Raw genomic sequence first — 24,804 nt, forward strand, 5'->3', positions numbered from 1 at the left:
GCTATCGACCCCCTGCGAACACGTCGAAGATCCCCTCGACGCCCGACCGCGGCGCCTGCTCCTGCGGTGCGTCCTGCCCGCCCTGGTCCTGCTGCGGCTGGGCCTGCTGCTGCGACTCGCCGGGAAGCGGCAGCGGCGGCGGGTTGCCGCCCGTGCCCTCCTGCCCGGAGGTCAGCCCGCCGAGGATCGGCACGTCCTTCAGCGGGTTCTGCCTGCTGCGGCCGAGGTTCTTCATCACCTCGGCCAGATCCAGGTCCAGATCGAGGTACAGGTTGAAGAAGTCGCCCTTGGCGCCCTTCACCGCCTCGTCGGTGAACGGGTAGCTGAGCAGCAGCTCGAGCGCGTTCGGCAGGTCCGAGCCGGCCTCACCGAGCTTCTGCAGCACCGGCAGCAGCGACTTCAGGTTGGCGACCAGGTCCTCCTGGCTCGCGTTGATGGTCTGCGTGGCGACGCCGGAGAGCCGGTCGAGCGCCTGCAGCATCGTGACGAGCTGACCGCGTTGCTTCTCGAGCACCTCGAGGCCGGGGCCGAGGTTCTCGATCGCGCCCGCGATGCGGTCCTTCTGGCCGTTCAGGCTCATCGACAGCCGGTTGAGCCCGTCGAGGGCCTGGGTGATGTCGCCGGACTGTTCGTCGAGCGCCGACACCAGCTGGTTGGCGTTGCGCAGCAGGCCCTTGACGTCCTGCTCGTTGCCCGACAGCGCCGTGTTCAATTCCTTGGTGATCGTGTTCAGCTGCTCGACGCCGCCACCGTTGAGCAGCATCGACAGCGCACCGAGCACCTCCTCGACCTCGACGCTGCGGTCGGTGCGCGAGACCGGGATCGTGCCGCCGTCCGACAACCGCTCCCCCGACGCGTCCTGCCCCGGCGCGGCCAGCTGGATGTACTTCTCGCCCAGCAGACTCGACTGGCGCAGGTTGGCGATGGCGTTGGAGGGCAATTCGATGTCGCCGTTGACGAGCACCGTCACCTCGGCGGTCCAGCCGTCCTTGGCCAGGTCGATCTTCTCGACCCTGCCGACCGACACCTCGTTGACCTTGACGCCCGACTGCGGGACGAGGTCGAGCGCGTCGCGCAGCTGCACCTTGACGCGGTACGGGTGGTCGCCCAGGTCGGCGCCGCCGGGCAGCGGCACGTCGTAGATGCCGGTGAACCCGCATCCGGACGCGGCCAGCATCGTCGCGGCCGCCCCCGCTGCGATCAGCTTGCGGAACCTCACTGGCCACCTCCCGACGACAGCACCTGCTCGGTGACCGGGAGCGGCAGCGGCGGCAGCTTGCCCTTGTTCAGTGCGTTGACCGACTGCGCCAGCGACGGCAGCGGCACCGCACCCTCGACGACGTCGGCCACGCCCTGGCAGAGGTCGCCGACCGCGTCGAGCGCGTTCGGGGTCTGCTTGAGCAGCCCGCACACCATGGTGATCGGCGGCTGGGTGAGCTCGTTGAGGTTCGGCCTGGCGTCGAGCGTGCCCGACGAGGCGTTGTAGGTGTTGGCGAGGTTCGACAGTGCGAGCGGGGCGATGTCGAGCGTCTCGGCGAGCGCACCACGCTGGTCGACGAGCACCTGCGTGACACTGGCCAGCTTGTCGACGTTCGACTTGAGCCTGCCGCGGTTGCTTTCCACGAAGCCCTTCACCGACTGCAGCGCGGTGCCGAGCTCGGTGACGGTCTTCGACAGGTTCTCCCGCTCCCCGGCCAGGTAGCCGCTGACGTCGGCGAGCTGCTGTTCGAAGCGGCGCACCGTCTGGTCCGAACCCGCGAACGTCTTCGACAGCTTGGCCAGGTTCTCGACGGTGTCGAACAGGTCGCCCGAGTTGCCCGACAGCGTGCCCGCCGCCTGGCCGAGCTTGGAGATCGTCTCGTGCAGGGCCTTGCCGTTGCCGTCGAGGTTGTTCGCCGTGGTGTCGAGCAGGTTCGACAGCGACCCGTCGGAGTTTGCGCCCTTCGGGCCGAGCGATTCGGACACCCTGCTGAGGCTGTCGGCGAGCTCGTCGACCTCCAGCGGCACCTCGGTGCGGTCCTGCCCGATCGTGGCGCCCGCCTCGAGCTGCGGGCCACCCGTGTAGGCGGGGGCGAACTGCACGTAGCGGTCCGACACCAGCGACGGAGCGACGATGATCGCCTTCGCGTCGGCGGGGATCGGCACCTCCCGGTCGTAGGTCATCTGGACCATGACCCGCTCGCCCTGCGGCTCGACCTTGGTCACCTCACCCATGTCGACACCCAGCACGCGGACGCTGTTGCCCTCGTAGAGGCCGATGGCGCTCGGGAAGTAGGCGGTGACCTGCTTCGTTCCCGCGTCCTTCAGCGTCCACCACAGACCGCCCGCGACCACGAGGCCGAGCACGATGGCGATCGTGACGCCCTGAGCGAGCCGCTGCCCGAACCGAGTGGTGATCATTTGACGTTGCACCCCTCTTCGTTCAGCGGGCCGACCGACGGCAGCAGGAAGCCGCAGATGTAGTTGTCGAACCAGCGGCCGTTGCCGATCGTGTTGTTGAACACGCGCACGAACGGGGCGAACCGGCGGATGCCCTCCGACAGCGAGTCCTGGTTGCGCTGCAGCATCCCGGTGAGCCGGTCGAGCTTGGTGAGCACGGGACCGATCTGCTCGTCGTTGTCGTCGACGAGCCCGCGCAGCTGCTTCGACAGCTCCTGCGTGCCCTGCAGCATCGCCGTGATCGCCTGCTTGCGGTTCTGCAGCTCGCTCAGCAGCGAACTGCCGTCGTTCATGAGCTTGACGAGCTCCTTGTCGCGACCGGCGAGCGTGCCGCTGACCTGCTTGGTGTTCTTCAACAGGCCGGCGAGCTGCTGGTCGCGCTTGGCGATCGTGTCCGAGAGCTGCGAGAGGCCGTTCAGCGCGCCCTTCACGTCGTCGGGCGTGTTCGCGAACGTCTCGGACAGCACGTCGAAGCTGTCGGAGAGCTGGTCGGTGTCGATCTCGTCGACGGTGCTGGACAGGTCGCGGAACGCGTCGAGCACGTCGTAGGGAGCCGTGGTGCGTTCCAGCGGGATCGACTCGCCCGGATCGAGCGTGCCCTCCCCCACCGGGTCGAGCGCCACGTACTTCTGCCCGAGCAACGTCTTGATCTTGATGGTCGCCGTCGTGCGGTCGCCGAGCCAGGCATCCCTGACCTTGAACGAGACCCGCACGCGGTCGCCGTCGAGCTCGATGTCGTTGACGTTGCCGACCTTCACGCCCGCCACGCGCACCTCGTCGTCCGGTTGCAGACCCGCGGCCTCGCTGAACTCGGCCTGGTACGTCGTGCCGCCGCCGATGATCGGCAGGTCCTCGGTGTTGAGCGCGGCCACGATGCCCAGCACGATCACCACGATGCCGGCGATCGCGATGGGGATCGGGTTGCGTTTCTGGAAGCTCTTCATTCGCTGATGCACCGCTCCCTGTTGACCGGCGCGACCTCGGAGTGGATCGGCTCCTGCATCAGGCCGGGAATCCGGACGTTGCCGCCCGCACTGCACAGGAAGAAGTTGAACCACGAGCCGTAGTCGGCGGTGGCGGCCATCTTCCTGGCCTTCTCCGGCAGGAACTGGATGAAGTGCTCCACGACCTGCTCACTGTCGTTGAGGTTGCCGGTGAGCTCACCGAGCGCCTTGATGTCCTTCTTCAGCGGCTCGCGGCCCTCCTGGAGCAGACCGGAGGTGGTCTGCGCCAGGCCGCCGAGCGCCTCGATCGACTGGCCGATCGGCTCCCGGTCGGACGCCAGCCCCGACACGAGCTTCTGCAGCCGCACGATCAGCTGGTCCAGCTGCGGCGTTCGCTCGTTGATCGTGGTCAGCACCGAGTTGAGGTTGTTGATCACCTGCCCGATCACCTGGTCCTTCTCGGCGATCGTGGTGGTCAGCGACGCGGTGTGCTGCAGCAGGCTCTCCACCGTGCCGCCCTCGCCCTGCAGGACCTGGATGATCTCGTACGACAGCTTGTTCACGTCGTCCGGCGAGAGCGCGCGGAACAGCGGCTTGAAGCCGTTGAACAGCTCGTTCAGGTCCAACGCGGGCGTGGTGCGTTCGAGCGGGATCGTGTCGCCCGGCTCCAGCGTGCCACCCGGCGTGCCGTCGCCCTGTTCCAGCGAGATGTAGCGCTGGCCGACGAGGTTGCGGTACTTGATCGTCGCCTCGACGCCGGCGGGCAGTCGCCTGCCCTGTTCGACGTCGAACTCGACCTCGGCGTGCCTGCGGTCGACGATGTTGACCGACTTGACCTGCCCGACCCGCACGCCCGCGATGCGGACGTCGTCGTTGGGGATGACCATCGTCGCGTCGGTGAACCGGGCCTTGTACGTCGCGGTGTCCCCGAGGTTCACGTTCGCGATGCTGATCGCGAGCACGCCGGTCAGCATCACCGTCACGGCGATGAACACCCCGAGCTTGACCAGTGGTGCGGCGAGTCCACGCATTATTCGACCGTCACCTCCGCTCCTCGGTACATCGGCGCCATGAGCAGCGCGCCCCAGCCGGGCACCTCGTCAGCGTCCATGCCGATCTGCGGGCCGGTCAGCTGCGAGATCAGGCGCAGCTCGCCGGGCGAACCCGCCGGGTCACCCGCGCTCAGGCCGGGAGCGGCCGAGCCGCCGCCGGTGTTGTATCCGCCGGCGTCGGCCATGTTGTTCGCCGGGTTGAGGCCGTCGTTGACCGAGCGGGCTGGCGGCGGTGCCGTGCTGCCGTCCTGCACCGGGCCGTCCGGCGGGTACTGCGGGAACGGGTCGGGCCGCTCGGCGAAGTCGTAGCACCGCGGACCACGGTGGTCGTTCCACTCCGGTTCGTCCTGGCCGGGCAGGTACGGACCGCGGTTGGTGGTGATCTCCAACGTCGCGTGCAGACCTGGCTTGTTGGTGCCCTTGCCGAAGGCCTTGTCGATCCTCGGCACGAGCTCGGCCATCTGCCCCAGGAAGCACGGATAGCCGGGCGCGTACTTGGCCAGCAGTTCCGCCGTCGGCCGTGCCGTCTTGCCGAGCTGGATGAGGTTCTGCGAGTTGGCCTCCAGCCACGACTGCAGGTCCGTCGAGGCACCGGTGACGCTGCTGTACACCTTCTGCAGGCCCTCCTGCTTCTCCACGATCGTCTTGCTCGTGGTCGTCAGGTTCTCCAGCGTGTGCACCAGGTCCGGCGTGACGTCCGAGAGGTTGTGCGAGAACTTCGCCAGCTCACGCAGGTTCTCCTGCAGCTTCGGCACGTGCGGGTTCAGCTCGCCCAGGTACTCACCCAGTTCGGAAATGGTGTCGCCGAGGTCCTCGCCGCGGCCCTGCAACGCGGTCGAGATCGCGGTCAACGTGCTGGAGAGCTTCTGCGGCTGCACGGCCTGCAACACCGGCATCAGGTCCTCGAACGCCTGCTCCAGCTCGATGGCGTTGCGCGTGCGGTCCTGCGGGATGACATCGCCCGAGCGCAGCGGCTCGGCCGAGGAGCCATCCGGGATCTCCAGGTCGACGTAGCGCTCACCGAACAGCGTCTTCGGCAGGAACCGCGCCGACACGTCCGAGGGCACGAGCTGGGCGTGCTCCGGGTCGAGGTTCAGCGTCAACGTCGTGCCGTCGACCCTCGGCGTGATCTCGCCGACCCGGCCCACGATGAGCCCGCGCACCTTGACGTCGGAGTTCTCCGACAGCTGGTTACCGACCTGGTCGGCCTCGAGCGTCACGTCGACGTAGTCGGTGAACGCCTTGTTGTAGATGGCCACGCTCAGCGCGACACCGCCGACCATCAACGCGACCAGCAGCAGTCCGAGGAGCCTGCGACGAAGTGTTGCCATCATCCCGCGATCCTCACCGTCGTGTCGGTCCCCCAGAGGGCGAACCCGATGAAGAAGTTGACCACCGCGACCGTGACGATCGACAACCGCACCGCACGGCCGACGGCCACACCCACACCCGCGGGGCCGCCGCTGGCCTTGTAGCCGTAGTAGCAGTGCGTGAGGATGATCAGGACGCTGAAGATCAGCACCTTGATGAACGAATACAGCACGTCCTGCGGTGGCAGGAACATGTCGAAGTAGTGGTCATAGGTGCCCGCCGACTGTCCGTAGACATAGATCACCACCGTTCTCGACGCGATGTACGAGGCCATCAGGCCGATCACGTACAGCGGGATGACGGCGACGAATCCCGCGATGATCCGCGTCGTCACCAGGTACGGCAGGCTCGGCACTGCCATCACCTCGAGCGCGTCGATCTCCTCGGAGATCCGCATCGCGCCGAGCTGGGCGGTGAAGCCCGAACCGACCGTCGCCGACAACGCCAGCCCCGCGATCAGCGGGGCGATCTCGCGTGTGTTGAAGAACGACGTCAGAAAGCCCGTGAACGCCGACGTGCCGATCGAGTCCAGCGCCGAGAAGCCCTGCAGGCCCACCAGCACACCGGTGAACAGCGTCAGGCCCACCATCACGCCGACGGTGCCGCCGATCAGCGCGAGCGAGCCCGAACCGAAGCTCACCTCGGCGAGCAGGCGCAGCACTTCCTTCGAGTACCGCCGGATCGTTCTCGGCGCCCACGCGAGGGCGCGGATGTAGAACGACATCTGGTCGCCGAGATCGTCCAGCGTCTCGAGCGGGCGGTTCGCGATCTTCTTCGCGCGCTGGGTCACTTGGGTCCGTGGAGTCATCGGTCAGTCCAACTTCGGCGGGACGAGCTGCAGGTAGATCAACGTCATGACGGTGTTGACCACGAAAAGCAGCAGGAACGTGATGACGACGGACTGGTTGACCGCGTCCCCGACGCCCTTCGGCCCCGGCGGCGGGTTCAGGCCCCGGTACGCGGCCACGACCGCGGCCAGGAAACCGAAGATGAGGGCCTTGAGCTCGCCCACCCACAGGTCGGGCAGCTGGGCCAAGGCGGAGAAGCTCGCCAGGTACGCACCCGGCGTGCCGTCCTGGAGGATGACGTTGAAGAAGTAGCCACCGAGCACGCCGATGACGCTGACCATGCCGTTGAGCAGCACCGCGACGAGCATGCACGCCAGCACCCTGGGGACCACGAGGCGCTGCACGGCCGAGACGCCGAGCACCTCCATGGCGTCGATCTCCTCGCGGATGGTGCGCGCGCCGATGTCGGCGCAGATCGCCGAACCGCCCGCACCCGCCACCAGCAGCGCCGTCACCAGCGGCGCGGCCTGCTGCACGGTCGCGAGCACGCTGCCCGCACCCGTGTAGGACTGCGCACCCAGCTGGCTCGCCAACGACCCGAACTGCAGCGAGATGATCGCGCCGAACGGGATCGCCACCAGCGCGGTCGGCAGGATCGTCACACTGGCGATGAACCACGCCTGCTGGATGAACTCGCGCAGCTGGAACGGCCGCTGGAAGATGCCACGGCCGACGTCGAGACCGAGGGCGAAGAGCTTGCCGGTTTCGCGGAGCATCCCGAGGCCGGGAACCGTACCGGCACGAGCGCTCATCGCCCGCCTCGCCGAGGCCGCAGCGGAGGGGTGGCACCCGTCTGCTCCGCGGGCCACTGTCTCTCGGTCGGCAGGTTCGCGACGTCGTCGGCGGGCAGGTTGCCGCGGTGCGGCGGCAACGCCGAGCCCGCGGTGACGGCGGGCTCCGGGATGCCGTAGTGCCTGCGCTCCTCCGGGGTGAGGGAGGCGATGATGCCCTCCCGAGCCGCCTCGGGCAGCGTGTGCAGGATCTTCACCACCCGGTCCTTACGGCGCACGGCGCCCTGCCGCACCGGCAGACCTGGCGTGGGCTGCAACTGCGGCACGATGCCGCGCACGTCCTCGGTGGACCCGTCGTGGTGGCCGGCCTCGGCCTGGGCCTGCTCGAGCGCCATCTGCGCCGAGTCCTTCTCCTCGCTCATGCCGATGGGGCCGAGCCTGCGGCCGTTGAGGAACTGCTCGACGACCGGCTCGTCCGAGGTCAGCAGCACCTCGCGCGGGCCGAACATCACCAGCTCCTTGCGGAACAGCATGCCGATGTTGTCCGGCACCGTCCTGGCGAGGTTGATGTTGTGCGTGACGATGAGGATCGTCGCGTCGATCTGCGCGTTCAGGTCGATCAGCAACTGCGACAGATACGCCGTGCGCACCGGGTCGAGGCCGGAGTCCGGCTCGTCGCACAGAATGATCTCCGGGTCCAGCACCAGGGCGCGGGCCAGACCCGCCCGCTTACGCATACCGCCGGAGATCTCGCCGGGGAGCTTGTCCTCGGCACCCGACAAACCCGTCATGTCGAGCTTCTCGAGCACGATCTTGCGAATCTCGGTTTCCGACTTCTTCGTGTGCTCGCGCAGCGGGAACGCCACGTTGTCGTAGAGATTCATCGACCCGAACAGCGCGCCGTCCTGGAACAGCACCCCGAAGAGCTTGCGGGTCTCGTAGAGCTTGCGCTCCGAGCACGTGACGATGTCGGTGCCGTTGATGGTGCACGACCCCTTGTCGGGCTTGAGCAGGCCGATCATGGACTTCAGGAACACCGACTTACCGGTACCCGACGGCCCGAGCATCACCGACACTTCCCCAGGCGGCAGGTTCAGCGTCACGTCACGCCAGATGGCCTGCTTGCCGAAGGACTTGGTCAAGCCCTCGATGACCACCTCGGCACCCATCGCACCCTCCTGGAGCGGTTCCGCGGCCGCGGCCCGAGCGCGGGTGCCTGCGTGTCGCGAGGCAGCACCGCCAGGTCCGCAGCGTCTTCCTTCTACGAGCAACGACCGACGCCCGCACAAGTTACTCACTGGTTCACACCCGAATGCCGCACCCGGGGTAATCCCGAACACAGACCGTGTGATGTGGATCTGCAAGGTAACCCACGGCCCATCCCGGATACGAGGAGCACTCCCTCGAATGTGAGAAATCGACACGCCGCGTACACGAAGCAGGCACATCCACCCATTCCGGGATACGAAAAAAGCGGGCGGACATCGCGTGGATGTCCGCCCGCTTTCGCGGTGAATCAAGCGCCCGAAAGGGGCGTCAGATCACTTGAGCGAGACCTTGCCGCCGGCCTCCTCGAGCTTGGCCTTGGCGGCCTCGGCGGCCTCCTTGTCGACCTTCTCGAGCAGCGGCTTCGGGGCGCCCTCGACGAGCTCCTTGGCCTCCTTCAGGCCGAGGCCCGAGATGACCTCGCGCACGACCTTGATGACCTGGATCTTCTTGTCGCCGGCGTCCTCGAGGACGACGTCGAACTCGTCCTGCTCCTCGGCGGCGGCAGCGCCCTCGCCGCCACCCGGGGCGGCGGCCACGACCTGGGCGGCCGGGGCGGCGGCGGTGACGTCGAAGGTCTCCTCGAACTTGGTCACGAACTCGGACAGCTCAAGCAGCGTCAGCTCCTTGAAGGCGTCGAGCAGTTCGTCGGTGCTCATCTTCGCCATGGTGGCGTTCCTTCCTTGCGATCGACTCTGGGGTCGGGGGTGGATGTAGCGGTCAGCTCTCGGCGTCGGAGCCGGATTCGGACTTCTGCTTGTCCTCGAGCGCGGCGGCGGCACGGGCCATCTTCGACAGCGGCGCCTCGAACAGCGCGGCGGCCTGCGACAGCTTGGCCTTGAACGCACCCGCCGCCTTGGAGAGCAGCACGTCACGGCTCTCGAGGTCGGCGAGCTTCTCGATCTCGCTGACGCTCATCGAACGGCCATCCATGTAGCCGCCCTTGATGACGAGCGCGTTGTTGTCCTTCGCGAAGTTCTTCAACGCCTTCGCGGCCTCGACCGGCTCACCCTCGATGAAGGCGATGGCGGTCGGCCCGACGAAAAGCTCGTTGAGCTCCTCCACGCCCACCTCTTCGGCGGCGCGCTTCGTGAGCGTGTTCTTCGCGACCCGGTACTTCACGGTGGAGCCGAGAGCGCGGCGCAGCTCACCGAGCTGGGACACGGAGAGGCCGGAGTACTCGGTGATGACCGTGGCCGAGCTGTTGCGGAAGGAGTCCGCAATCTCGGCGACCGCCTCCACCTTCTCGGGCTTCGCCATGGTCGCCTCCTCTCTTGGCTGGGGACCACTGGCGCGCCCGTCGCCACCCTGGAAACGACAAACGCCCCGGCGCGGCGGCTCGGTGGCCAGCACAGCAGGCGCGGGGCGTCAAGACACGCGGGTAGCGTGGTGAGTCCTCGTTCCTCCTGCGCGGGCCGCCGCCGTGTCCGGCGGGCCTTCGTTCCCGAGGTAACCCCGGGAAGACCAGCGGTCTTCGGTAGAACCAGCGAAAACTATACGCCCACCCTCCCGCGCGTCTGCGACAGGGTCTGCGCGAGGCACTCCCGAACGCGGACCGTGAGCAGGCATCATGGGTCCGTGACCGAGCAGCGACCCGACCCGGCATCCGGCGAACCCGGCGAATCCGCCGACCCCGCGGGCGCGGCGGGCGACACCCCGACCCCACCCTCGGGCACGGACCTGGCGGGGCTTGCGGACCACTCCGGCCCGACGGAACAGGCTGGCGCCGACGCCACGGCGTCCGGGCCGTCGGCGGGGTCCGGGCCGTCGGCGGGGTCCGGTGCGGCCGAGCCGTCGAGCGCCGAGATCCAGCCGGGCGGGGGCGCGCAGCCGGGCGGGGGCGCGCAGCCGGGCGGGGGTGCGCAGCCGGTCGATCCGGAACAGCTGCGTCAGTTCCAGCAGTTCCAGCAGTTCCAGGAATTCCTCAAGTTCCAGCAGGCGCAGCAGGAGCAGGGCGGTGCCGTCGTCCCCTCGCCGCAGCATCCGCCTGCGCCGTACCAGCCCGCCAGCCCACCGGCGGCGCCGTCGCAGCAGTACCCCGCGGCTCATCAGGCACCGTCCGGCGCGGTGACGACGGCCGATCCGCGGGAGCTCGAACGCCGCCCCGACGACCGGCCGCGCAGGCGCCCGCCGCGGTGGCTCGTGTGGCTGGGCAAGAAGGTCCTGGCGTGGCTGATCGCCATCCTGCTGTTGGCGCTCGCCGCCACGTGGGCCTACAACCACTTCTTCGGCGACTCGGGCGACGGCAAGACGACCGAGGAGTACGCCCAGGAAGGCGGCGGCACCTACCGCACCAACGAACTGCTGTCCGACGAGCCGTACGAGGCCGTCCGGCAGGTCTACGACGCGATCGCCCAGGACGACCCGACGACGGGCGAACCGCTCGTGGACAAGGCGTGCGGACGGTTCGCCGAACGCACCCAGCAGCGCTTCGCCGAGAACCTCGGGTTCGGCGACTGCAAGGAGGCGGTGCTCGCGCTGCACGAGCAGGTCACGCACGTCAACGACTACGCCGAGTCGGTCTACGCCCGCGGATACCTGCCGAACTCGAACGAGGAACGGATCGACTCGTGCTCGTTCACGATCAAGGGCGGTCCCGCGCTCGGCACGTTCGTGGTCACCAAGCAGGATTACGCGGGCCAGTGGCTGATCACCGGCCACGAACCGGGCCCGAAAACGTGCCCCGGCACGTCAGGATCGCCCAACTCGCAGCGCAACAACGCCAACTAACCCCGTGTCGCGCCCTCCGGGGCCCGTGTTGCGCCCTCAGGCGAGCGTGTTGCGGATCCCGGGGCGCGTGTCGCACCCCCAGGGAGCCGTGTTGCACGCCCCGGGGCCCGTGTTGCACGCCCAGGGAGCGGTGTTGCGGTTTCGGGACCCCGTGATGCATCCGGCGACCGCACCGCGCTCCCCCGGGTTCGCCCTCTCCGAGGCGCCAACACGAGCCCCCGAAGTGCCAACACGAACCCCGGAATCCGCAACACGGGCCCCCGAAGCCGCAACACGACGAGGGGCGGTTCACCCGTCACGGGTGAACCGCCCCTCGGCTGTGTTCTTCGCGTCAGGCCGCGGTGTCCTCGGCGAGGAGGTCGCGGGTACGCGTCGGGTCGACCGGGATGCCCGGGCCCATCGTCGTCGTGAAGGTGACCTTCTTGATGTAGCGGCCCTTGGCGGCGGACGGCTTCGCACGCAGGATCTCGTCGAGAGCCGCGGCGTAGTTCTCCACCAGCTTCTCGGTGTCGAACGAGGCCTTGCCGATCGCCAGGTGCAGGTTCGACTGCTTGTCGACGCGGAAGCTGACCTTACCGCCCTTGATCTCCGAGACGGCCTTGGTGACGTCCGGGGTGACGGTGCCGGTCTTGGGGTTCGGCATCAGGCCACGCGGGCCGAGGACGCGGGCCACGCGGCCCACCTTCGCCATCTGGTCCGGAGTCGCGATCGCGGCGTCGAACTCGAGCCAGCCACCCTGGATGCGCTCGATGAGGTCGTCGGAACCGACCACGTCGGCACCGGCGGCTTCGGCCTCGGAGGCCTTGTCACCGGTGGCGAAAACAGCGACGCGGACGATTTTACCCGTGCCGTGCGGCAGGTTCACGGTGCCGCGGACCATCTGGTCCGCCTTGCGGGGGTCGACGCCGAGCCGCATCGCGACCTCGACCGTGGGGTCCATCTTGACCCTGGACGTCTCCTTGGCCAGCTTCACCGCTTCGAGCGGCGAGTACAGCCTGTCCTGGTCGACGAGCTCGGCGGCCTGACGGTAGGCCTTGCTGCGCTTGGTCATGCTCTGTCCTTCGATAAGAGGTGGATCAGTTGTGGTGCGGGCCAGCGCCTGGCCCTTCCACGGCGGCCTCGCGGGGAGGCGACTTACTCGACGGTCAGGCCCATCGACCGGGCGGTACCGGCGATGATCTTGGCGGCCTGGTCGGTGTCGTAGGCGTTGAGGTCGGCCTTCTTGGTCTCGGCGATCTCGCGGACCTGGTCCATCGTGACCTTGCCGACCTTGTTCTTGTGCGGCTCGCCGCTGCCCTTGTCGATGCCCGCGGCCTTCAGCAGCAGCTTCGCGGCCGGCGGCGTCTTGAGCTTGAAGTCGAACGAGCGGTCCTCGTAGACGGAGATCTCGACCGGCACGACGTTGCCACGCTGGTTCTCCGTGGCGGCGTTGTACGCCTTGCAGAACTCCATGATGTTGACGCCGTGCTGACCGAGCGCGGGGCCAACCGGGGGCGCCGGGTTCGCGGCACCCGCCTGGATCTGCAGCTTGATGATCGCTGCAAGCTTCTTCTTCTTGGGTGGCATTTCCGTTTCCTAGTTCAGCGTTGCTCTCCCCACGCACCTGCCGTGGCGCGGGGGCCTTCCGACCGCTGCGAGGCAGCGGCCGTCAGATCTTGGAGACCTGGTTGAACGACAGTTCGACCGGAGTCTCGCGGCCGAAGATCGAAACCAGGACCTTCAGCTTCTGGCCACCGGCGTCGACCTCGCTGATCGTCGCGGGCAGCGTCGCGAACGGACCGTCCATGACGGTGACCGACTCGCCGACCTCGAAGTCGACCTCGACCGCGGACGTCGACGCGGCCGGGGCCTGCGTGTCCGCCGAGGCGGCCTCGCTCTTGGCCGCCTTCGCCGGCGCCTCCTTCTCGACCTGCGGCGCGAGGAACTTCAGCACCTCGTCCAGCGTGATCGGCGAGGGACGCGACGTGGCGCCCACGAAACCGGTCACCCCGGGCGTGTTGCGCACGGCGCTCCACGACTGGTCGTTGAGCTCCATGCGGACCAGGATGTAGCCGGGCAGGACCTTGCGGTTCACCTGCTTGCGCTGGCCGTTCTTGATCTCGGTGACCTCTTCGGTCGGCACCTCGATCTGGAAGATGTAGTCCTCGACGTCCAGCGTCTGCCGACGGGTCTCGAGGTTGTTCTTCACCCGGTTCTCGTAGCCGGCGTAGGAGTGCACGACGTACCACTCACCGGGCAGCGACTTGAGTTCCGCGCGCAGCTGGGCGACCGGGTCGACGGGCTCGTCCGAGGAACCGGCAGCATCAGCCGAACCAGCAGCGTCAGCAGACTCCGAAGAAGCCTCGCCGACCTCGGCGGAGTCCTCGGTGCCTGCCTCCGCGCTCTCCTCGACCTCGGCGGTCTCGGCGGCCTGCTCAGGCGTCTCAGCGGCGTCGGCCGCGGCGGCAGCCTCAGTGGCCTCGGCCGAGTCCGCGTCCACGTCGGTGGCCGCGAGCACCTGCTCGTCTGAGCCGTTCTCGGAGGTCACTTTCCGTCCTCTCAGTTGATCGCGTGTGCGGTAGCGGGCGCGACGATCCGCCCCCGCCACCCGCGCGGCCTGGCCAGGGCGTTAGTCGCCGAATACGAAATCGACTCCCTCGAGGAAGACGAAGTCGAGCAGGTAGACCAGGGCGATCATGAAGGCCACGAACACCAACACCACGGCCGTGTAAGTGACCATCTGCTTGCGGGTAGGCCAGATGACCTTCCGCAGCTCGCCCCAGACCTCACGGAGGAACAGCACGATCCGCCCGAAAAGCGAACGCTTCTCGGCCGTCGCCGTGCCGCCCCGCTTCGGCGTGGGCCGGTCCTTGCCGGCGGTCTTGCCCTTGTCGGGCCCGGAACCCGCCTTGCCCTTGGGAGCAGTCTTACCCGCCTTGGCGTCACTGCCCGTGCCTGCGCGGGCAGCGGCGCGCCGCTCGCGGCGAGCCGCGGCGGTGTTCGGACGGGAGGCGGAGCTCTTCTGCTCCTTCTCCGTGTCCTTCTCGCCGTCCTCGCTCACGAGTCACTCCTCTGCCTCACCTGACACGTCAACGCAGGGGCGACAGGACTCGAACCTGCGACCTGCGGTTTTGGAGACCGCTGCTCTACCAACTGAGCTACACCCCTTTGAACATCCGCGTGGTCCATCATCCCCCATCCGATCGTGAGGACGCGGGCAGGATCAACCGTCGAACGTTCCAAGTGCAGCAGTCTACGGCAAGGCCGATCGCGCTCTGCAACCGAGGCCCTCTTGACCGCCCACCACCGCACTCGTCCGCATCGGGCCAGGTGATCCCCGGCGCCGTACGCGTGGAAAACTGTAGCCATGGCCACACCTGGAACCACATCCGCCCGCCCCCGCTCCCGCGTGTCCGCACGGATCGCAGGCATCACGCCGTCCGCGACGCTCGCGGTGGACGCGAAGGCGAAGGCGCTCAAGGCCGAGGGCCGCCCGGTGATCGGATTCGGCGCGGGGCAGCCGGACTTCCCCACGCCCGACTACATCGTCGATGCCGCGGCCGAGGCGACGCGCGAACGCGTCAACCACGGCTACACCGCCGCCGGCGGCCTGCCCGAGCTGCGAGAGGCGATCGCCGAGAAGACGCTGCGCGACTCCGGCTTCCGCTGCGACCCGTCACAGGTGCTCGTGACCAACGGGGGCAAGCAGGCGGTCTACTCCGCGTTCGCGACGCTGGTCGACCCGGGCGACGAGGTGCTGCTGCCCGCGCCGTACTGGACGACCTACCCCGAGTCGATCACCCTCGCCGGGGGCGTCCCCGTGCAGGTCACGGCCGATGAGACGACCGGCTACCTGGTGACGGTCGACCAGCTCGAGGCTGCGCGCACCGACAAGACGAAGGTGCTGCTGTTCAACTCGCCGTCCAACCCGACCGGCGCGGTCTACCCGCGTGAGCAGGTCGAGGCGATCGGCAAGTGGGCCCTCGAGCACGGCATCTGGGTGATCACCGACGAGATCTACGAGCACCTCGTCTACGACGGGATCACGGCCGCGTCGATGCCGGTCGTGGTGCCCGAGCTCGCCGACCAGACGCTGATCCTCAACGGCGTGGCGAAGACGTACTCGATGACGGGCTGGCGCGTCGGCTGGATCATCGGCCCGGACGACGTGGTCAAGGCCGCGTCGAGCTTCCAGTCGCACCTGTGCGGCAACGTCTCCAACGTCGCCCAGCGCGCCGCCCAGGCCGCGGTCGCCGGCCCGCTGGACGCGGTGCACAGCATGCGGGAGGCGTTCGACGCGCGGCGGAAGAAGATCGTGTCGCTGCTGTCGGACATCCCCGGCGTCGAGTGCCCGACCCCCGAGGGCGCGTTCTACGCCTACCCGTCGGTGAAGGCGCTGCTGGGCAAGGAGATCCGCGGGGAGCGCCCCGAGGACACGGTCGCGCTGGCCGACCTGATCCTGCGGGAGGCCGAGGTCGCGGTCGTGCCGGGAGAGGCCTTCGGCACGCCCGGCTACTTCCGGTTCTCCTACGCCCTCGCCGAGGCGGACCTTGTGGAGGGCGTGAACCGCGTGGCGAACCTCCTCGCCGAGGCGAGGTAACCAACAGAGGTAACCAAACCCGCCGGAACCCGGCGCAGCACCCGAAACGGCCCCTCGGCGAACACCGAGGGGCCGTTTCGCGTTCCAGGACCCCGTGTTGCACCCCCAGGACCCCGTGTTGCGGACCCAGGGGCGCGTGTTGCACCCCCGAGTGCCCGTGTTGCGCCTCCGGGGGCGCGTGTTGCGGACTCCGGGACTCGACACCCACCCGCCGCAACGGCGTTTGTTCTAGTACAGTTAGAACAATGTTGATCCGGATCGACCCGGCGTCCCAGGTGCCGCTGTTCGAACAGGTCGCCGCGTCGGTGCGGCGTGCCCTGTCGGACGGCGAGCTCGCCCAGGGGCAGCAGCTGCCGCCCGCGCGGGAGGTGGCGGCGTCGCTCGACATCAACGTGCACACCGTGCTGCGCGCCTACGGCGTGCTGCGCGACGAAGGGCTGATCGAGCTGCGCCGCCGACGCGGTGCGGTCGTCACCGGGACCGCCGACACGCGGGCGCGACTGAACACACTGGCCGGCGACCTCGTCGACGAGGCGCGCCGCGTAGGGGTCGACGTCGAGGAGCTCACGAACATCGTGAAGGAGAAGTACGCATGAAGACGACGCGACTGGCGCTGGCGACGGCCGGCGTCCCCCTCGCGGCGCTGGCCGCGGTGTACGCCGTGCGGGCCGCGTGGTCCGACCGCCTGCCCGACGTGGTCGTCTCACACTGGGGCACGGGCGGCCCGGACCGGGGGACGGACCTGGCGGCGATGACCGGCTGGACGTTGGGCCTCGGCGCGGCCGTCGCGGTGGTCGCGACCGTTGGCGTCCTCGTGTCCCACGCACGCGGGTCGGGCGCGCCGCGCAGCGCGGTCGGGTTCGCGGCCTGGCTGGCGACGCTACCCGGTGGCGTGCTGGCCGGATCGATGTGGGCGAGCCTCGACACGACGTCCTGGCAACAGGCGGGCAGCGCCGTCGGAGCGGTGGCCATCGCCTTCGGGGTGAGCGTGGCCGCGGGTGCCCTGGCCGCGTGGCTCGCGGGGCCGACGGTGCGTGCGGTGGCGCCGAGTCCGCGGGACCTGCCGTCGGCGGGCCTGTCCCCCGGAGAACGCGCGACGTGGATCGGGGCCGGTACGAACTACCCGATGGCGTTCGGCGGGATGTTCGTCATCGCCCTCTACGTGGTGCTGCAGGTCGGGCTGACCGACCTCGAGGTGATGCCGTACGCGCTGATCCTCGTCGTGGCGGTGCTCGCGCTGTCGGCGGTGTGCCGGGTGCGGGTCCGGGTCGACGCGACGGGCGTGCTGCTCACGCTCGGCTTGTTCTCGTTCCCGAGCAGGCACGTGACGCTGGACGAGATCGCCTCGGCCGACGTCGAGCACATGTCGGTGTGGAGCGCAGGCGGCTACGGCCTGCGCCGCGGGCCCTCGTACACGGCGTTCAAGGTGCGTGCGGGCGAGACGCTCGCGATCCGGCTGACGTCGGGGCACACGATCAAGGCCACGGTCGACGGCGCGGAGCAGGCGGCGGGCCTGGTCAACGACCTGGTGTCCGCCCGCACCTGAGCCGCGTCACACGCGGACGACGGCCTGCGCCTTGCCGAGAACCGTCTTGCCGTCGAACTTCGCGGTGATGTCGACGCGGGCGGTCCCGTCGTCGCGGACCTCGCCGACCTTGGCGGTGAAGTCGACCAGCGCGCCCTCGCCGTCGTCGGGGACCACGACCGGGCGGGTGAAGCGCACGCCGTACTCGAGCACGCGGCCGGGGTCGCCGAGCCAGTCGGTGACGACGCGACCTGCCAGCGCCATGGTCAGCATGCCGTGCGCGATCACGTTCGGCAGGCCGACCTCGGAGGCGAAGCGTTCGTTCCAGTGGATCGGGTTGAAGTCCAGTGACGCGCCCGCGTAGCGCACCAGCTGCTCGCGGGTGACCCGCACGGACAGGCCCGGCAGCTCGTCTCCGACGTTCACGACTGCTCCCCCCTGACGACGAGCTGGGCGTAGGTGGTGCAGACGGGCTCGCCGTCGGTGGTGGCGACGTCGGCGTGCACGCTGAGGAAGTCGTTGCCCGCGCGCACGAAGATGTCGTCGATGTGCACCGTGACCTGCAACCGGTCGCCTGCACGGGCGGGCCGGTGGTGCACGAACCTCTGGTCTCCGTGGACCATGCGGTCGTAGTCGAGTCCGAGTTCGGGGTCCTCGACGACCGCGTTGATGGCGCGGATGTTGATGATCGTCAGGAACGTGGGCGGCGCAATGACGTCGGGGTATCCGGCCTCCTTGGCCGCCTCGACGTCGCGGTGGAGCGGGTTGTCGTCGCCGATGGCGTCGGCGAACTCGGCGATCTTCGCGCGGCCGACCTCGTAGGTCGTGTGGGGCGGGTAGGTGCGCCCGACGAATGACGGATCCAGTGGCACGGCGGCGAGCCTACCGGCAGGCCGGGAGCGCGGACACGACCGTGGAGGCCTGGCGGAGGCCGCCTGCCGCCGACACGGCACCGCCCCCACGGTGGCTCCACCTGCGCTGTGCGCGAGCGGAGCGACCGTGGGGGCGGAAAGCCGGCCGTGAGTCGTCAGTTCAGCGACATGCCGTAGGCCGACAGCGCCTCGGTGACGGGCTGGAAGTAGGAGCTTCCGCCGCCCATGCCGGACGTGATGCCCAAGCCGGTGCTGCCGGAGAACAGGCAGCCGCCGGAGTCACCGGAGTTGACCTCGGCGCTGGTCTGCACGAGGCCGCTGACGGCGCCCTCGGGGTAGTTGACGGTGACGTTGGTGGCCTGCACGGTGCCGCAGGTCAGCTGGGTCGTGGAGCCGCTCTTGCAGATGTCCTGGCCGACCGTGGCGTCCGACGCGGAGCTGATGGACTGCGTCGTGCCGTCCCACAGGGTGACGGCGCCGGGTGCGCTGCCGGTGTCGTTGCGGATCAGGCCGTAGTCGTTGCCGGGGAAGCTGGCGTCGATCGAGGGGCCGACGTTCCACTCGGCGACGCCCGCGGTGCAGTGGCCTGCGTCGAGGATGTAGTCCTGCGAGCCGTCGTTGACGTTGAAGCCCGCGGAGCAGCGGCTGCCGCCTCCTGTGATGGCCTCTCCGTTGTAGATGGCCTTCTCCATGCCGCCTGCGACGTGCTCGACGCGCACGGCGTCGCCGAGCTGGGCCGCCTTCTGGGTGAGCTTGGCGGCGGCGCTGTCCTTGGCCTGGTCGGCGATGGTGACGACGAGCTGGTTGTTCTGGGGGTCGAGGCCGACCGAGGTGTGCGCCACGCTGACCGATTCGAGCTGAGCGCGCGCGGCGTCGAGCTGTTCGGCGGTGCGGGACACGACCTTGGCGGTGGCGCCCGCGGCTTCGGCCTTGGCGGCGGCGGCCTTGGTGGCGACGTTCACGACGGGCTTGCCGGAGGCGTCGAGGTATTCGCTGACGATGTCGGACGACAGCGAGGAGCGGAGTTCGTCGAGCGCGTCGACGCTGTTCTGCTGGGTCTGCAGCAGGGTGGCGGCGGCCACCTCGCTGACGCCCCGTTCGCTCGACAGGGTGGTGATGGCTTCGTTCGCGACGACGTCCGAGTAGCCCTCGATACCCGGTACGGAGGCCGATGCCGCGGTGGCCGGGGCGAACATTCCCAGGGCCAGGGCTCCTGCCACGGCGGTGATGGCGGTCTTGCGCGACGTTTTCATACCGACAACTCACTTTCCCGCAGGGTTGGGATGTGTCGCCCGACAGTGTGATGTCGGGGTGAGTTGGCCCGGTAGCTACTTAGGGTGGATCTTTCTCACAGTGGTCGTGAGTGCTCAGGGAGTCACAATTCGGGCGCCGTGGACTGTGCGCGGGTGACAAAAAACCGCCCCCACCGTCGGGTGGGGGCGGTTGGAAGTGTGGGTCTGCCGCGTCAGCGGGTTTCCTTGTGCGCGCGGTGGGTGCCGCAGTTGGGGCAGAACTTCTTCATCTCAAGACGGTCCGGGTCGTTGCGCCGGTTCTTCTTGGTGATGTAGTTGCGGTTCTTGCACTCCTCGCACGCGAGGGTGATCTTCGGGCGAACGTCGGTGGAAGAAGCCACGGTCTTTCCTCTTTCAACGATGAGTGGGCCACCGCCGTGGCCGTGTAGTCCGAGTAGCGGGGGCGGGACTTGAACCCGCGACACCACGATTATGAGCCGTGTGCTCTAACCACCTGAGCTACCCCGCCCTGTCCAACAGCTTCCCCGCACCCAACGGGACCCGGGCACCAAACCCAGCCACCGAAGGGGGTCCAGGGGGCGAAGCCCCTTGGTCGGGGTGTGGGGGCTGAGCCCCCACAATGATCGGCGAGCGATCCAGGCTGACGCACTCCGTCAGCAGACTACTCCCAATCGCGAGCCCCTTGACGGAATCGAACCGTCGACCTTCTCCTTACCATGGAGACGCTCTGCCGACTGAGCTAAAGGGGCGTGCTCAACGAGCCTCGAATAGAGTACCCGAGCGCGACGGGCCTTCGGACACGGGGGTGGGCTTGGGGCGAAACCTCAGGTCAGCAGCGTCAGCACGGTCTCGTCGCGGTGTCCGAGGGAGCGTGCGGTGCGGGCCTGGAGCCACGCCTCGAGGCGGTCCTCGGCGAGGGGCCGGGAGATCAGGTAGCCCTGCGCGACGTCGCATCCCATGGCCTCGAGTTGGTCGCGGGACGCGTCGTCCTCGACGCCCTCGGCGACGACGGACAGGCCGAGCGAGTGGCCGAGTTCGACGATGGAGCGCACGACGGCCAGGTCGCCGAGATCGGTGCCCATGCCGAACACGAAGCTCTTGTCGATCTTCACCTGGTCGACGGGCAGCCTGCGCAGGTACGCCAGGGACGAGTAGCCGGTGCCGAAGTCGTCGACGGCGAGTTCGATGCCGAGTTCGTGCAGTTCGCCCAGGATGGGCAGCGCCCGCTGCGGGTCGGCCATGACGGCGGACTCGGTGAGTTCGAACGTCAGCAGGCGTGCGGGGACGTCGTAGCGCGCCAGTGCGTCGGCGACCTGGGCCGCGAAGCCTTCGTCGGCCAGGCTGCGCACGGACAGGTTGACGGCCACGGAGATCTCGATGCCCTCGTCGAGCCAGCGCCGCACGCGCGCGAGGGCCTCGTCGAGCACGAACGACGTGAGCGCACCGACGAGGCCAGCTGCTTCGACGGCGGGGACGAACTCGTCGGGGTTGATCCGGCCGAACTCGGGGTGCACCCAGCGCACGAGCGCCTCGACGCCGACGACCTGTTTGCCGGGCAGCGACACCTTGGGCTGGTAGTGGACGCTGACCTGCCCCTCCTCGAGGGCCTGCCGGAACTGGGTGACCATCTGGAACCGGCGGAGGAAGATCTGGCCCATGCTCGGGGCGTAGCCGCGCACCTCCTCGCCGCCGCGGGTGGCGCGGACGGCGACGTCTGCGCGTTGGAGGAGGGCGTCGACGTCGGGGGGTTCGCCGTCGTCGCCGGGCATGGCCGCGCAGGCGTAGCCGACCATGGCGTTGGCCTCGACGTTGAGCCGGTCGACGAGGTAGGGCTTGGACGCCTCGTCGCGGAGCCGTTCGGCCAGTCCGTGTGCCTCGTCGGGGACGCGGTCGAGCAGCAGCGCGGCGAACGAGGCCCCTTCCAGCCGTGCGAGGGGGACGCCGGGGCCGAGCACGTCGCGGATGCGGCGGCCCGCGGCGACGACCATCCGGTCGGCCCACGTGTAGCCGAGCGCGTCGCTGACGGTCGAGTAGATGTCCAGGTCGAGACGCAGGACGACGGCCTGGGTTCCCGACGGGTCCGCGACGTCGGCCGTGGGGTGGCCCGCGCGTTCGGCGAGCGGTTCGGAGGCGATCTGACGAAAACCCGGCCGGTTGAGCAGTCCGGTCAGCGGGTCGTGGTAGGCGTCGTGGCGCAGGGTGGCCAGCAGGCGGCGGTTGTCGAGCGCGGTGGCGAGGTGGCTGGCCATCGTGCCGAGCAGCTGCACGTCGTACTTGCCGAAGCCGCGCCAGCGCGAGAGCCGGTCGTGCGCCTCGACGAGGCCGAGGAGCTGGTTACCGCTGCGCAAGGGCACGACGAGGGCTTCCTGGGCGTTGCGTGCGGACAGCGCACCGCGCACGGAGGCGTTGCCGTCGGTGACGCGGAAGTGCCGCACGTTGGCGCCGGGCAGGCGCAGCAGCGGATCGTCGGGGCGGAGCTGCTCGTCGGGCAGGTCGGCGCCGACGACGAGCACGTGCATCGGCTCGTCGACCTCGAGACGCAGCCGCAGGACGACCCGGCCCGCGGCGAGCTGGTCCTTGATGCGCTCGGCGATGCTGTTCCACTCGTCGAGGTCGATGCCGGTGTCGATCTCCCCCGCCTTGCCCGCGGGCTGCGCGGCGACCTGGTGGTCGGAGCGGGCGACCATGAGGCTGACGTCGAACAGGGCCTCCATGTCGCGCTGTTCGCGGAGCAGGTCGGAGTAGGCCCAGTACAGCGCGACGAGACCGATGCTGACGGCGACGACGATCGGCCAGGCGCCGGGCGTGTTGGCGATGACGAGGTAGCCGGTGAGCCCCGCGGAGGCGTTGACGAAGCCGACCACGAGGATGCGCGCGGCGAGCCGGACGACGGTGCCGATCTGCATCCGCCTGCGCAGCACGCGCACGGCCGCCATCGCCAGGACGGTGCTGGCCAGCGGGGCGGCGAGGGTGCCGGCGAGCGCGGCAGGCCACGGCATGCCGCCGGGGTCGCCGAGCGCACCCGCCACGAGCCCGGCGACGGCGAACGCGGCGGTCACCTCGATGAGGAAGGCGCCCGCGTTGTACAGCACCCTGCCGGTCACGCGCCGCGCGAGCAGTGTGGTGATGCCCGCGACGACGTGGGCGGCCAGCACGACCTCGAACGGCGCGACGAAGAAGCCGATGACCAGTGGGATCTCGGCGTGCCTGGCCCATGCCACCTTCCCCTTCCGTCCCGGTGCCGGGTCACCCACCGGTTGCGCGTTCGCAACTGTCCGCGAACGAGGCATAAACCGTACCCCGCACGGCGGATAAAGCATCTGATTTGAACACCGTCAGGTCAACTCGTCGTGAGCGGACGGTGAACGTAAGAGGTCGTTAACCGCATGGGAGTGATACCTCATATCGGTCGATCGCTGCCAGTAGCAGGCGACGATCACCCGTTGGCTGTCATCATGTCGACCAGGTGAGATGCGTCATAGAGGGCGATCACACGCCCACACGGCCGACGGGTTGGATGGAGCCATGCACGCGAGTGACACCGCCGTCCTTGACGAGCACGCCAAGCGCGTCGCGAGCGCCGACGCCGTACTGCCCCCGCTGACCCATCCCGGGTCGGGATCCGCACCGCCGCTGCGGGTGCGGGACGGTCTCGCGTTCGCGAGCCGGTCGAAGGTCGCCCCCGGCTCGATGGGGTCGCTGTGGCGGCCCCTCGTGGAGTACCGCCTCGACGTCCGCATCGCCGGGCCCGATCCGGCGAGCGCCCTCGACGGTCTGCTGTGCCAGTGGGAGGACCAGCTGGCCGAGGCCGTCACCTACGACGAGGGCTACGACTGGGACACCGCCGCCGTGGTGATCAGGCCCAGCCGGGACACCACCGGCACGACAACCCTGCTGCGCAGGGGTTTTGCCCCGAACCGGGTGCTGGCCGTGCGGCTGGCCAACCGTCTCGGCTCCGGTCCGCCCGCGGTTCCCGGCGTGCGGATCCGCGCCGCCGAGGAGTCCGACCTGCCCACGCTCGTGCGGATGCGCAGTGAGCTGCACGCCTACGACGCACAGTTCGGCGTGGTCACGCCGCGCGCCGACGCCGTCGAACGGCTCACCGAGGACGCGCGGGCACAGCTGGCAGAGGGCCGCACGGTGCCGCCGCTGTGGATCGCCGAGCTGTACGGCAGGCCGCTCGGGTTCCTCGAGGTGGAGCTGCCACCACAGTCCGACTGGATCTCGGGCTACGTCGCCGCGGACCGGGTCGGATACCTGTCGTCGCTGCACGTCGCCGAGGAGGCGCGCAGCAGCGGTGTCGGTTCGGCGCTGGCGGCACACGCGCACCAGCTGTTCGACTCCGAGGACGTCGACGCCGTGTTGCTGCACCACGCGCTGGAGAGCCCCCGCTCGACGCCGTTCTGGTACGCCAACGGCTACCGGCCGCTGTGGACCTCCTGGTACCGCCGCCCTGCGGTGAGCTGACAGTCCCGGAAGGTCCGGGCTGCCGGCTCAGACGCGCGTGTCCTCGGGGTGGGAGTCCTCGGCGTAGGGGTCGGGATCACCGGGGTCGACCGCGCGGCGTTCGCGGACCCGCTTGACGACGAACAGCGTCACCGCGGCCACGACGGCGACGATCACGACCGTCTGGAAGACACCGGAGTACTCCTCGACCACCTGCCAGTTGGCGCCGAGCAGGTACCCGGCGACGACGAAGATCGAGTTCCAGATCAGGCTGCCGACCGTGGTGAGCGTCAGGAACACCGGCAGCGGCATGCGTTCGATCCCCGCGGGCAGTGAGATGAAGCTGCGCACGAGCGGCACCATGCGGCCGAGGAACACGGCCTTCGTGCCGTGCTTGGCGAACCAGGCCTCGGCGACGTCGAAGTCCTGCGCCTTCATCAGCGGCACCGCCGCGATGACCCTGCGGGTGCGGTCGCGGCCGAGCAGCGCGCCCACGAGGTAGACGATCAGCGCACCCGCGACCGAACCCGCCGTGGTCCACAGCAGCGCTCCGAGGAGGGTGAATGTGCCCTGCGCGGCCGTGAACCCGGCCAGCGGCAGGACGAGTTCGCTCGGAATCGGAGGGAAGACGTTGTCGAGCCCGACCGTGATGGCCGCACCGGGGCCGCCGAGCGTCTCCATGATGTCGACCGCCCACCCGGCCAGTCCCCCGAGATCACCCGCTCCTGCGGCCACGCCCGTGTTCATC

General features: G+C 69.1%; 25 protein-coding genes and 3 tRNA genes. 5 read left to right on the forward strand and 23 right to left on the reverse strand.

Features of this window, described 5'->3' with window-relative positions; all coding sequences use genetic code 11:
- Position 1: 1 nt before the first annotated feature.
- The 10 genes from IF64_RS0115940 to rplJ all read right to left on the reverse strand — a co-directional run bounded on the left by IF64_RS0115940 (position 2) and on the right by rplJ (position 9,911).
- Positions 2 to 1,177, reverse strand: coding sequence for an MCE family protein (locus tag IF64_RS0115940; RefSeq protein ID WP_051757909.1), 1,176 nt, complete (start codon positions 1,175 to 1,177; stop codon positions 2 to 4).
- A gap of 38 nt (positions 1,178 to 1,215) precedes the next feature.
- Positions 1,216 to 2,400 carry an MCE family protein gene (locus IF64_RS0115945; RefSeq protein ID WP_030532914.1) on the reverse strand — a complete coding sequence of 395 codons (1,185 nt, stop codon included), beginning with the start codon at positions 2,398 to 2,400 and terminating at the stop codon, positions 1,216 to 1,218.
- On the reverse strand, positions 2,397 to 3,383 hold the full coding sequence (locus IF64_RS0115950; RefSeq protein WP_030532915.1) for an MCE family protein: 987 nt from the start codon (positions 3,381 to 3,383) through the stop codon (positions 2,397 to 2,399). The genes IF64_RS0115945 and IF64_RS0115950 overlap by 4 nt, the downstream gene beginning before the upstream one ends.
- Positions 3,380 to 4,414: an MCE family protein gene (locus tag IF64_RS0115955; RefSeq protein WP_030532916.1), complete on the reverse strand. Its 1,035-nt coding sequence runs from the start codon at positions 4,412 to 4,414 to the stop codon at positions 3,380 to 3,382. Before IF64_RS0115955 ends, IF64_RS0115950 begins: the two co-directional genes overlap by 4 nt.
- A complete protein-coding gene (locus tag IF64_RS0115960; protein WP_030532917.1) occupies positions 4,414 to 5,769 on the reverse strand; it encodes an MCE family protein in 1,356 nt (451 codons plus the stop codon). The genes IF64_RS0115955 and IF64_RS0115960 overlap by 1 nt, the downstream gene beginning before the upstream one ends.
- The gene (locus IF64_RS0115965) at positions 5,766 to 6,614 is read right to left on the reverse strand and encodes an MlaE family ABC transporter permease (protein ID WP_030532918.1); all 849 of its coding nucleotides are present in this window, start codon (positions 6,612 to 6,614) and stop codon (positions 5,766 to 5,768) included. Before IF64_RS0115965 ends, IF64_RS0115960 begins: the two co-directional genes overlap by 4 nt.
- A gap of 3 nt (positions 6,615 to 6,617) precedes the next feature.
- The gene (locus tag IF64_RS0115970) at positions 6,618 to 7,370 is read right to left on the reverse strand and encodes an MlaE family ABC transporter permease (RefSeq protein ID WP_425468463.1); all 753 of its coding nucleotides are present in this window, start codon (positions 7,368 to 7,370) and stop codon (positions 6,618 to 6,620) included.
- Positions 7,371 to 7,402: 32 nt separating this feature from the next.
- Entirely contained in the window at positions 7,403 to 8,554 is a 1,152-nt protein-coding gene (locus IF64_RS0115975) for an ABC transporter ATP-binding protein (protein WP_030532920.1), read from the reverse strand.
- 372 nt (positions 8,555 to 8,926) lie between these two features.
- Positions 8,927 to 9,319 (reverse strand): 50S ribosomal protein L7/L12, encoded by a 393-nt coding sequence (rplL, locus tag IF64_RS0115980; protein WP_030532921.1) that lies wholly within the window; start codon positions 9,317 to 9,319, stop codon positions 8,927 to 8,929.
- Between the two features lie 52 nt (positions 9,320 to 9,371).
- On the reverse strand, positions 9,372 to 9,911 hold the full coding sequence (gene rplJ / locus IF64_RS0115985) for a 50S ribosomal protein L10 (RefSeq protein ID WP_030532922.1): 540 nt from the start codon (positions 9,909 to 9,911) through the stop codon (positions 9,372 to 9,374).
- A 318-nt stretch (positions 9,912 to 10,229) separates the two neighbouring features.
- Here rplJ and IF64_RS25505 point away from each other — a divergent pair, with 318 nt between their 5' ends.
- A complete protein-coding gene (locus IF64_RS25505) occupies positions 10,230 to 11,381 on the forward strand; it encodes a hypothetical protein (RefSeq protein WP_246134830.1) in 1,152 nt (383 codons plus the stop codon).
- Positions 11,382 to 11,712: 331 nt separating this feature from the next.
- Here IF64_RS25505 and rplA read toward each other — a convergent pair whose 3' ends face one another.
- From rplA to IF64_RS0116015, 5 genes are all read right to left on the reverse strand, one after another.
- On the reverse strand, positions 11,713 to 12,432 hold the full coding sequence (gene rplA, locus IF64_RS0115995) for a 50S ribosomal protein L1 (RefSeq protein ID WP_030532924.1): 720 nt from the start codon (positions 12,430 to 12,432) through the stop codon (positions 11,713 to 11,715).
- An 83-nt stretch (positions 12,433 to 12,515) separates the two neighbouring features.
- Positions 12,516 to 12,947, reverse strand: coding sequence for a 50S ribosomal protein L11 (gene rplK / locus IF64_RS0116000; protein WP_030532925.1), 432 nt, complete (start codon positions 12,945 to 12,947; stop codon positions 12,516 to 12,518).
- An 82-nt stretch (positions 12,948 to 13,029) separates the two neighbouring features.
- Complete coding sequence (gene nusG, locus IF64_RS0116005; RefSeq protein WP_030532926.1) at positions 13,030 to 13,908, reverse strand: transcription termination/antitermination protein NusG; 879 nt, start codon at positions 13,906 to 13,908, stop codon at positions 13,030 to 13,032.
- An 81-nt stretch (positions 13,909 to 13,989) separates the two neighbouring features.
- A complete protein-coding gene (gene secE, locus IF64_RS0116010; RefSeq protein WP_030532927.1) occupies positions 13,990 to 14,421 on the reverse strand; it encodes a preprotein translocase subunit SecE in 432 nt (143 codons plus the stop codon).
- Between the two features lie 34 nt (positions 14,422 to 14,455).
- A tRNA-Trp gene (locus tag IF64_RS0116015) sits at positions 14,456 to 14,528 on the reverse strand.
- A 199-nt stretch (positions 14,529 to 14,727) separates the two neighbouring features.
- On the opposite strand from IF64_RS0116015, the gene IF64_RS0116020 reads away from it, so the two are divergent.
- From IF64_RS0116020 to IF64_RS0116030, 3 genes are all read left to right on the forward strand, one after another.
- Entirely contained in the window at positions 14,728 to 15,960 is a 1,233-nt protein-coding gene (locus IF64_RS0116020) for a pyridoxal phosphate-dependent aminotransferase (RefSeq protein ID WP_030532928.1), read from the forward strand.
- A 245-nt stretch (positions 15,961 to 16,205) separates the two neighbouring features.
- Positions 16,206 to 16,556: a GntR family transcriptional regulator gene (locus IF64_RS0116025; protein ID WP_030532929.1), complete on the forward strand. Its 351-nt coding sequence runs from the start codon at positions 16,206 to 16,208 to the stop codon at positions 16,554 to 16,556.
- Positions 16,553 to 17,506: a hypothetical protein gene (locus IF64_RS0116030; protein WP_030532930.1), complete on the forward strand. Its 954-nt coding sequence runs from the start codon at positions 16,553 to 16,555 to the stop codon at positions 17,504 to 17,506. Before IF64_RS0116025 ends, IF64_RS0116030 begins: the two co-directional genes overlap by 4 nt.
- Before the next feature lie 6 nt (positions 17,507 to 17,512).
- Here IF64_RS0116030 and IF64_RS0116035 read toward each other — a convergent pair whose 3' ends face one another.
- From IF64_RS0116035 to IF64_RS0116065, 7 genes are all read right to left on the reverse strand, one after another.
- On the reverse strand, positions 17,513 to 17,911 hold the full coding sequence (locus IF64_RS0116035; RefSeq protein ID WP_030532931.1) for a MaoC family dehydratase: 399 nt from the start codon (positions 17,909 to 17,911) through the stop codon (positions 17,513 to 17,515).
- Positions 17,908 to 18,357 carry a MaoC family dehydratase N-terminal domain-containing protein gene (locus IF64_RS0116040; RefSeq protein ID WP_030532932.1) on the reverse strand — a complete coding sequence of 150 codons (450 nt, stop codon included), beginning with the start codon at positions 18,355 to 18,357 and terminating at the stop codon, positions 17,908 to 17,910. The genes IF64_RS0116035 and IF64_RS0116040 overlap by 4 nt, the downstream gene beginning before the upstream one ends.
- A gap of 155 nt (positions 18,358 to 18,512) precedes the next feature.
- Entirely contained in the window at positions 18,513 to 19,610 is a 1,098-nt protein-coding gene (locus IF64_RS0116045) for a S1 family peptidase (protein ID WP_030532933.1), read from the reverse strand.
- A gap of 212 nt (positions 19,611 to 19,822) precedes the next feature.
- Positions 19,823 to 19,990: a 50S ribosomal protein L33 gene (gene rpmG / locus IF64_RS0116050; RefSeq protein ID WP_030532934.1), complete on the reverse strand. Its 168-nt coding sequence runs from the start codon at positions 19,988 to 19,990 to the stop codon at positions 19,823 to 19,825.
- A 54-nt stretch (positions 19,991 to 20,044) separates the two neighbouring features.
- A tRNA-Met gene (locus IF64_RS0116055) sits at positions 20,045 to 20,118 on the reverse strand.
- 168 nt (positions 20,119 to 20,286) lie between these two features.
- A tRNA-Thr gene (locus IF64_RS0116060) sits at positions 20,287 to 20,359 on the reverse strand.
- Between the two features lie 75 nt (positions 20,360 to 20,434).
- Complete coding sequence (locus IF64_RS0116065; protein ID WP_246134829.1) at positions 20,435 to 22,831, reverse strand: putative bifunctional diguanylate cyclase/phosphodiesterase; 2,397 nt, start codon at positions 22,829 to 22,831, stop codon at positions 20,435 to 20,437.
- A 304-nt stretch (positions 22,832 to 23,135) separates the two neighbouring features.
- Between IF64_RS0116065 and IF64_RS0116070 the strand changes: the two genes are divergently transcribed.
- On the forward strand, positions 23,136 to 24,077 hold the full coding sequence (locus tag IF64_RS0116070) for a GNAT family N-acetyltransferase (protein WP_030532936.1): 942 nt from the start codon (positions 23,136 to 23,138) through the stop codon (positions 24,075 to 24,077).
- Between the two features lie 27 nt (positions 24,078 to 24,104).
- On the opposite strand, the gene IF64_RS0116075 is transcribed toward IF64_RS0116070, so the two are convergent.
- Entirely contained in the window at positions 24,105 to 24,803 is a 699-nt protein-coding gene (locus IF64_RS0116075; RefSeq protein ID WP_051757902.1) for a DedA family protein, read from the reverse strand.
- Between the last annotated feature and the right edge of the window lies 1 nt (position 24,804).

Origin of the sequence: Prauserella rugosa, from assembly GCF_000719975.1 — a bacterium.
In the GTDB taxonomy this organism is placed as follows: domain Bacteria; phylum Actinomycetota; class Actinomycetes; order Mycobacteriales; family Pseudonocardiaceae; genus Prauserella; species Prauserella rugosa.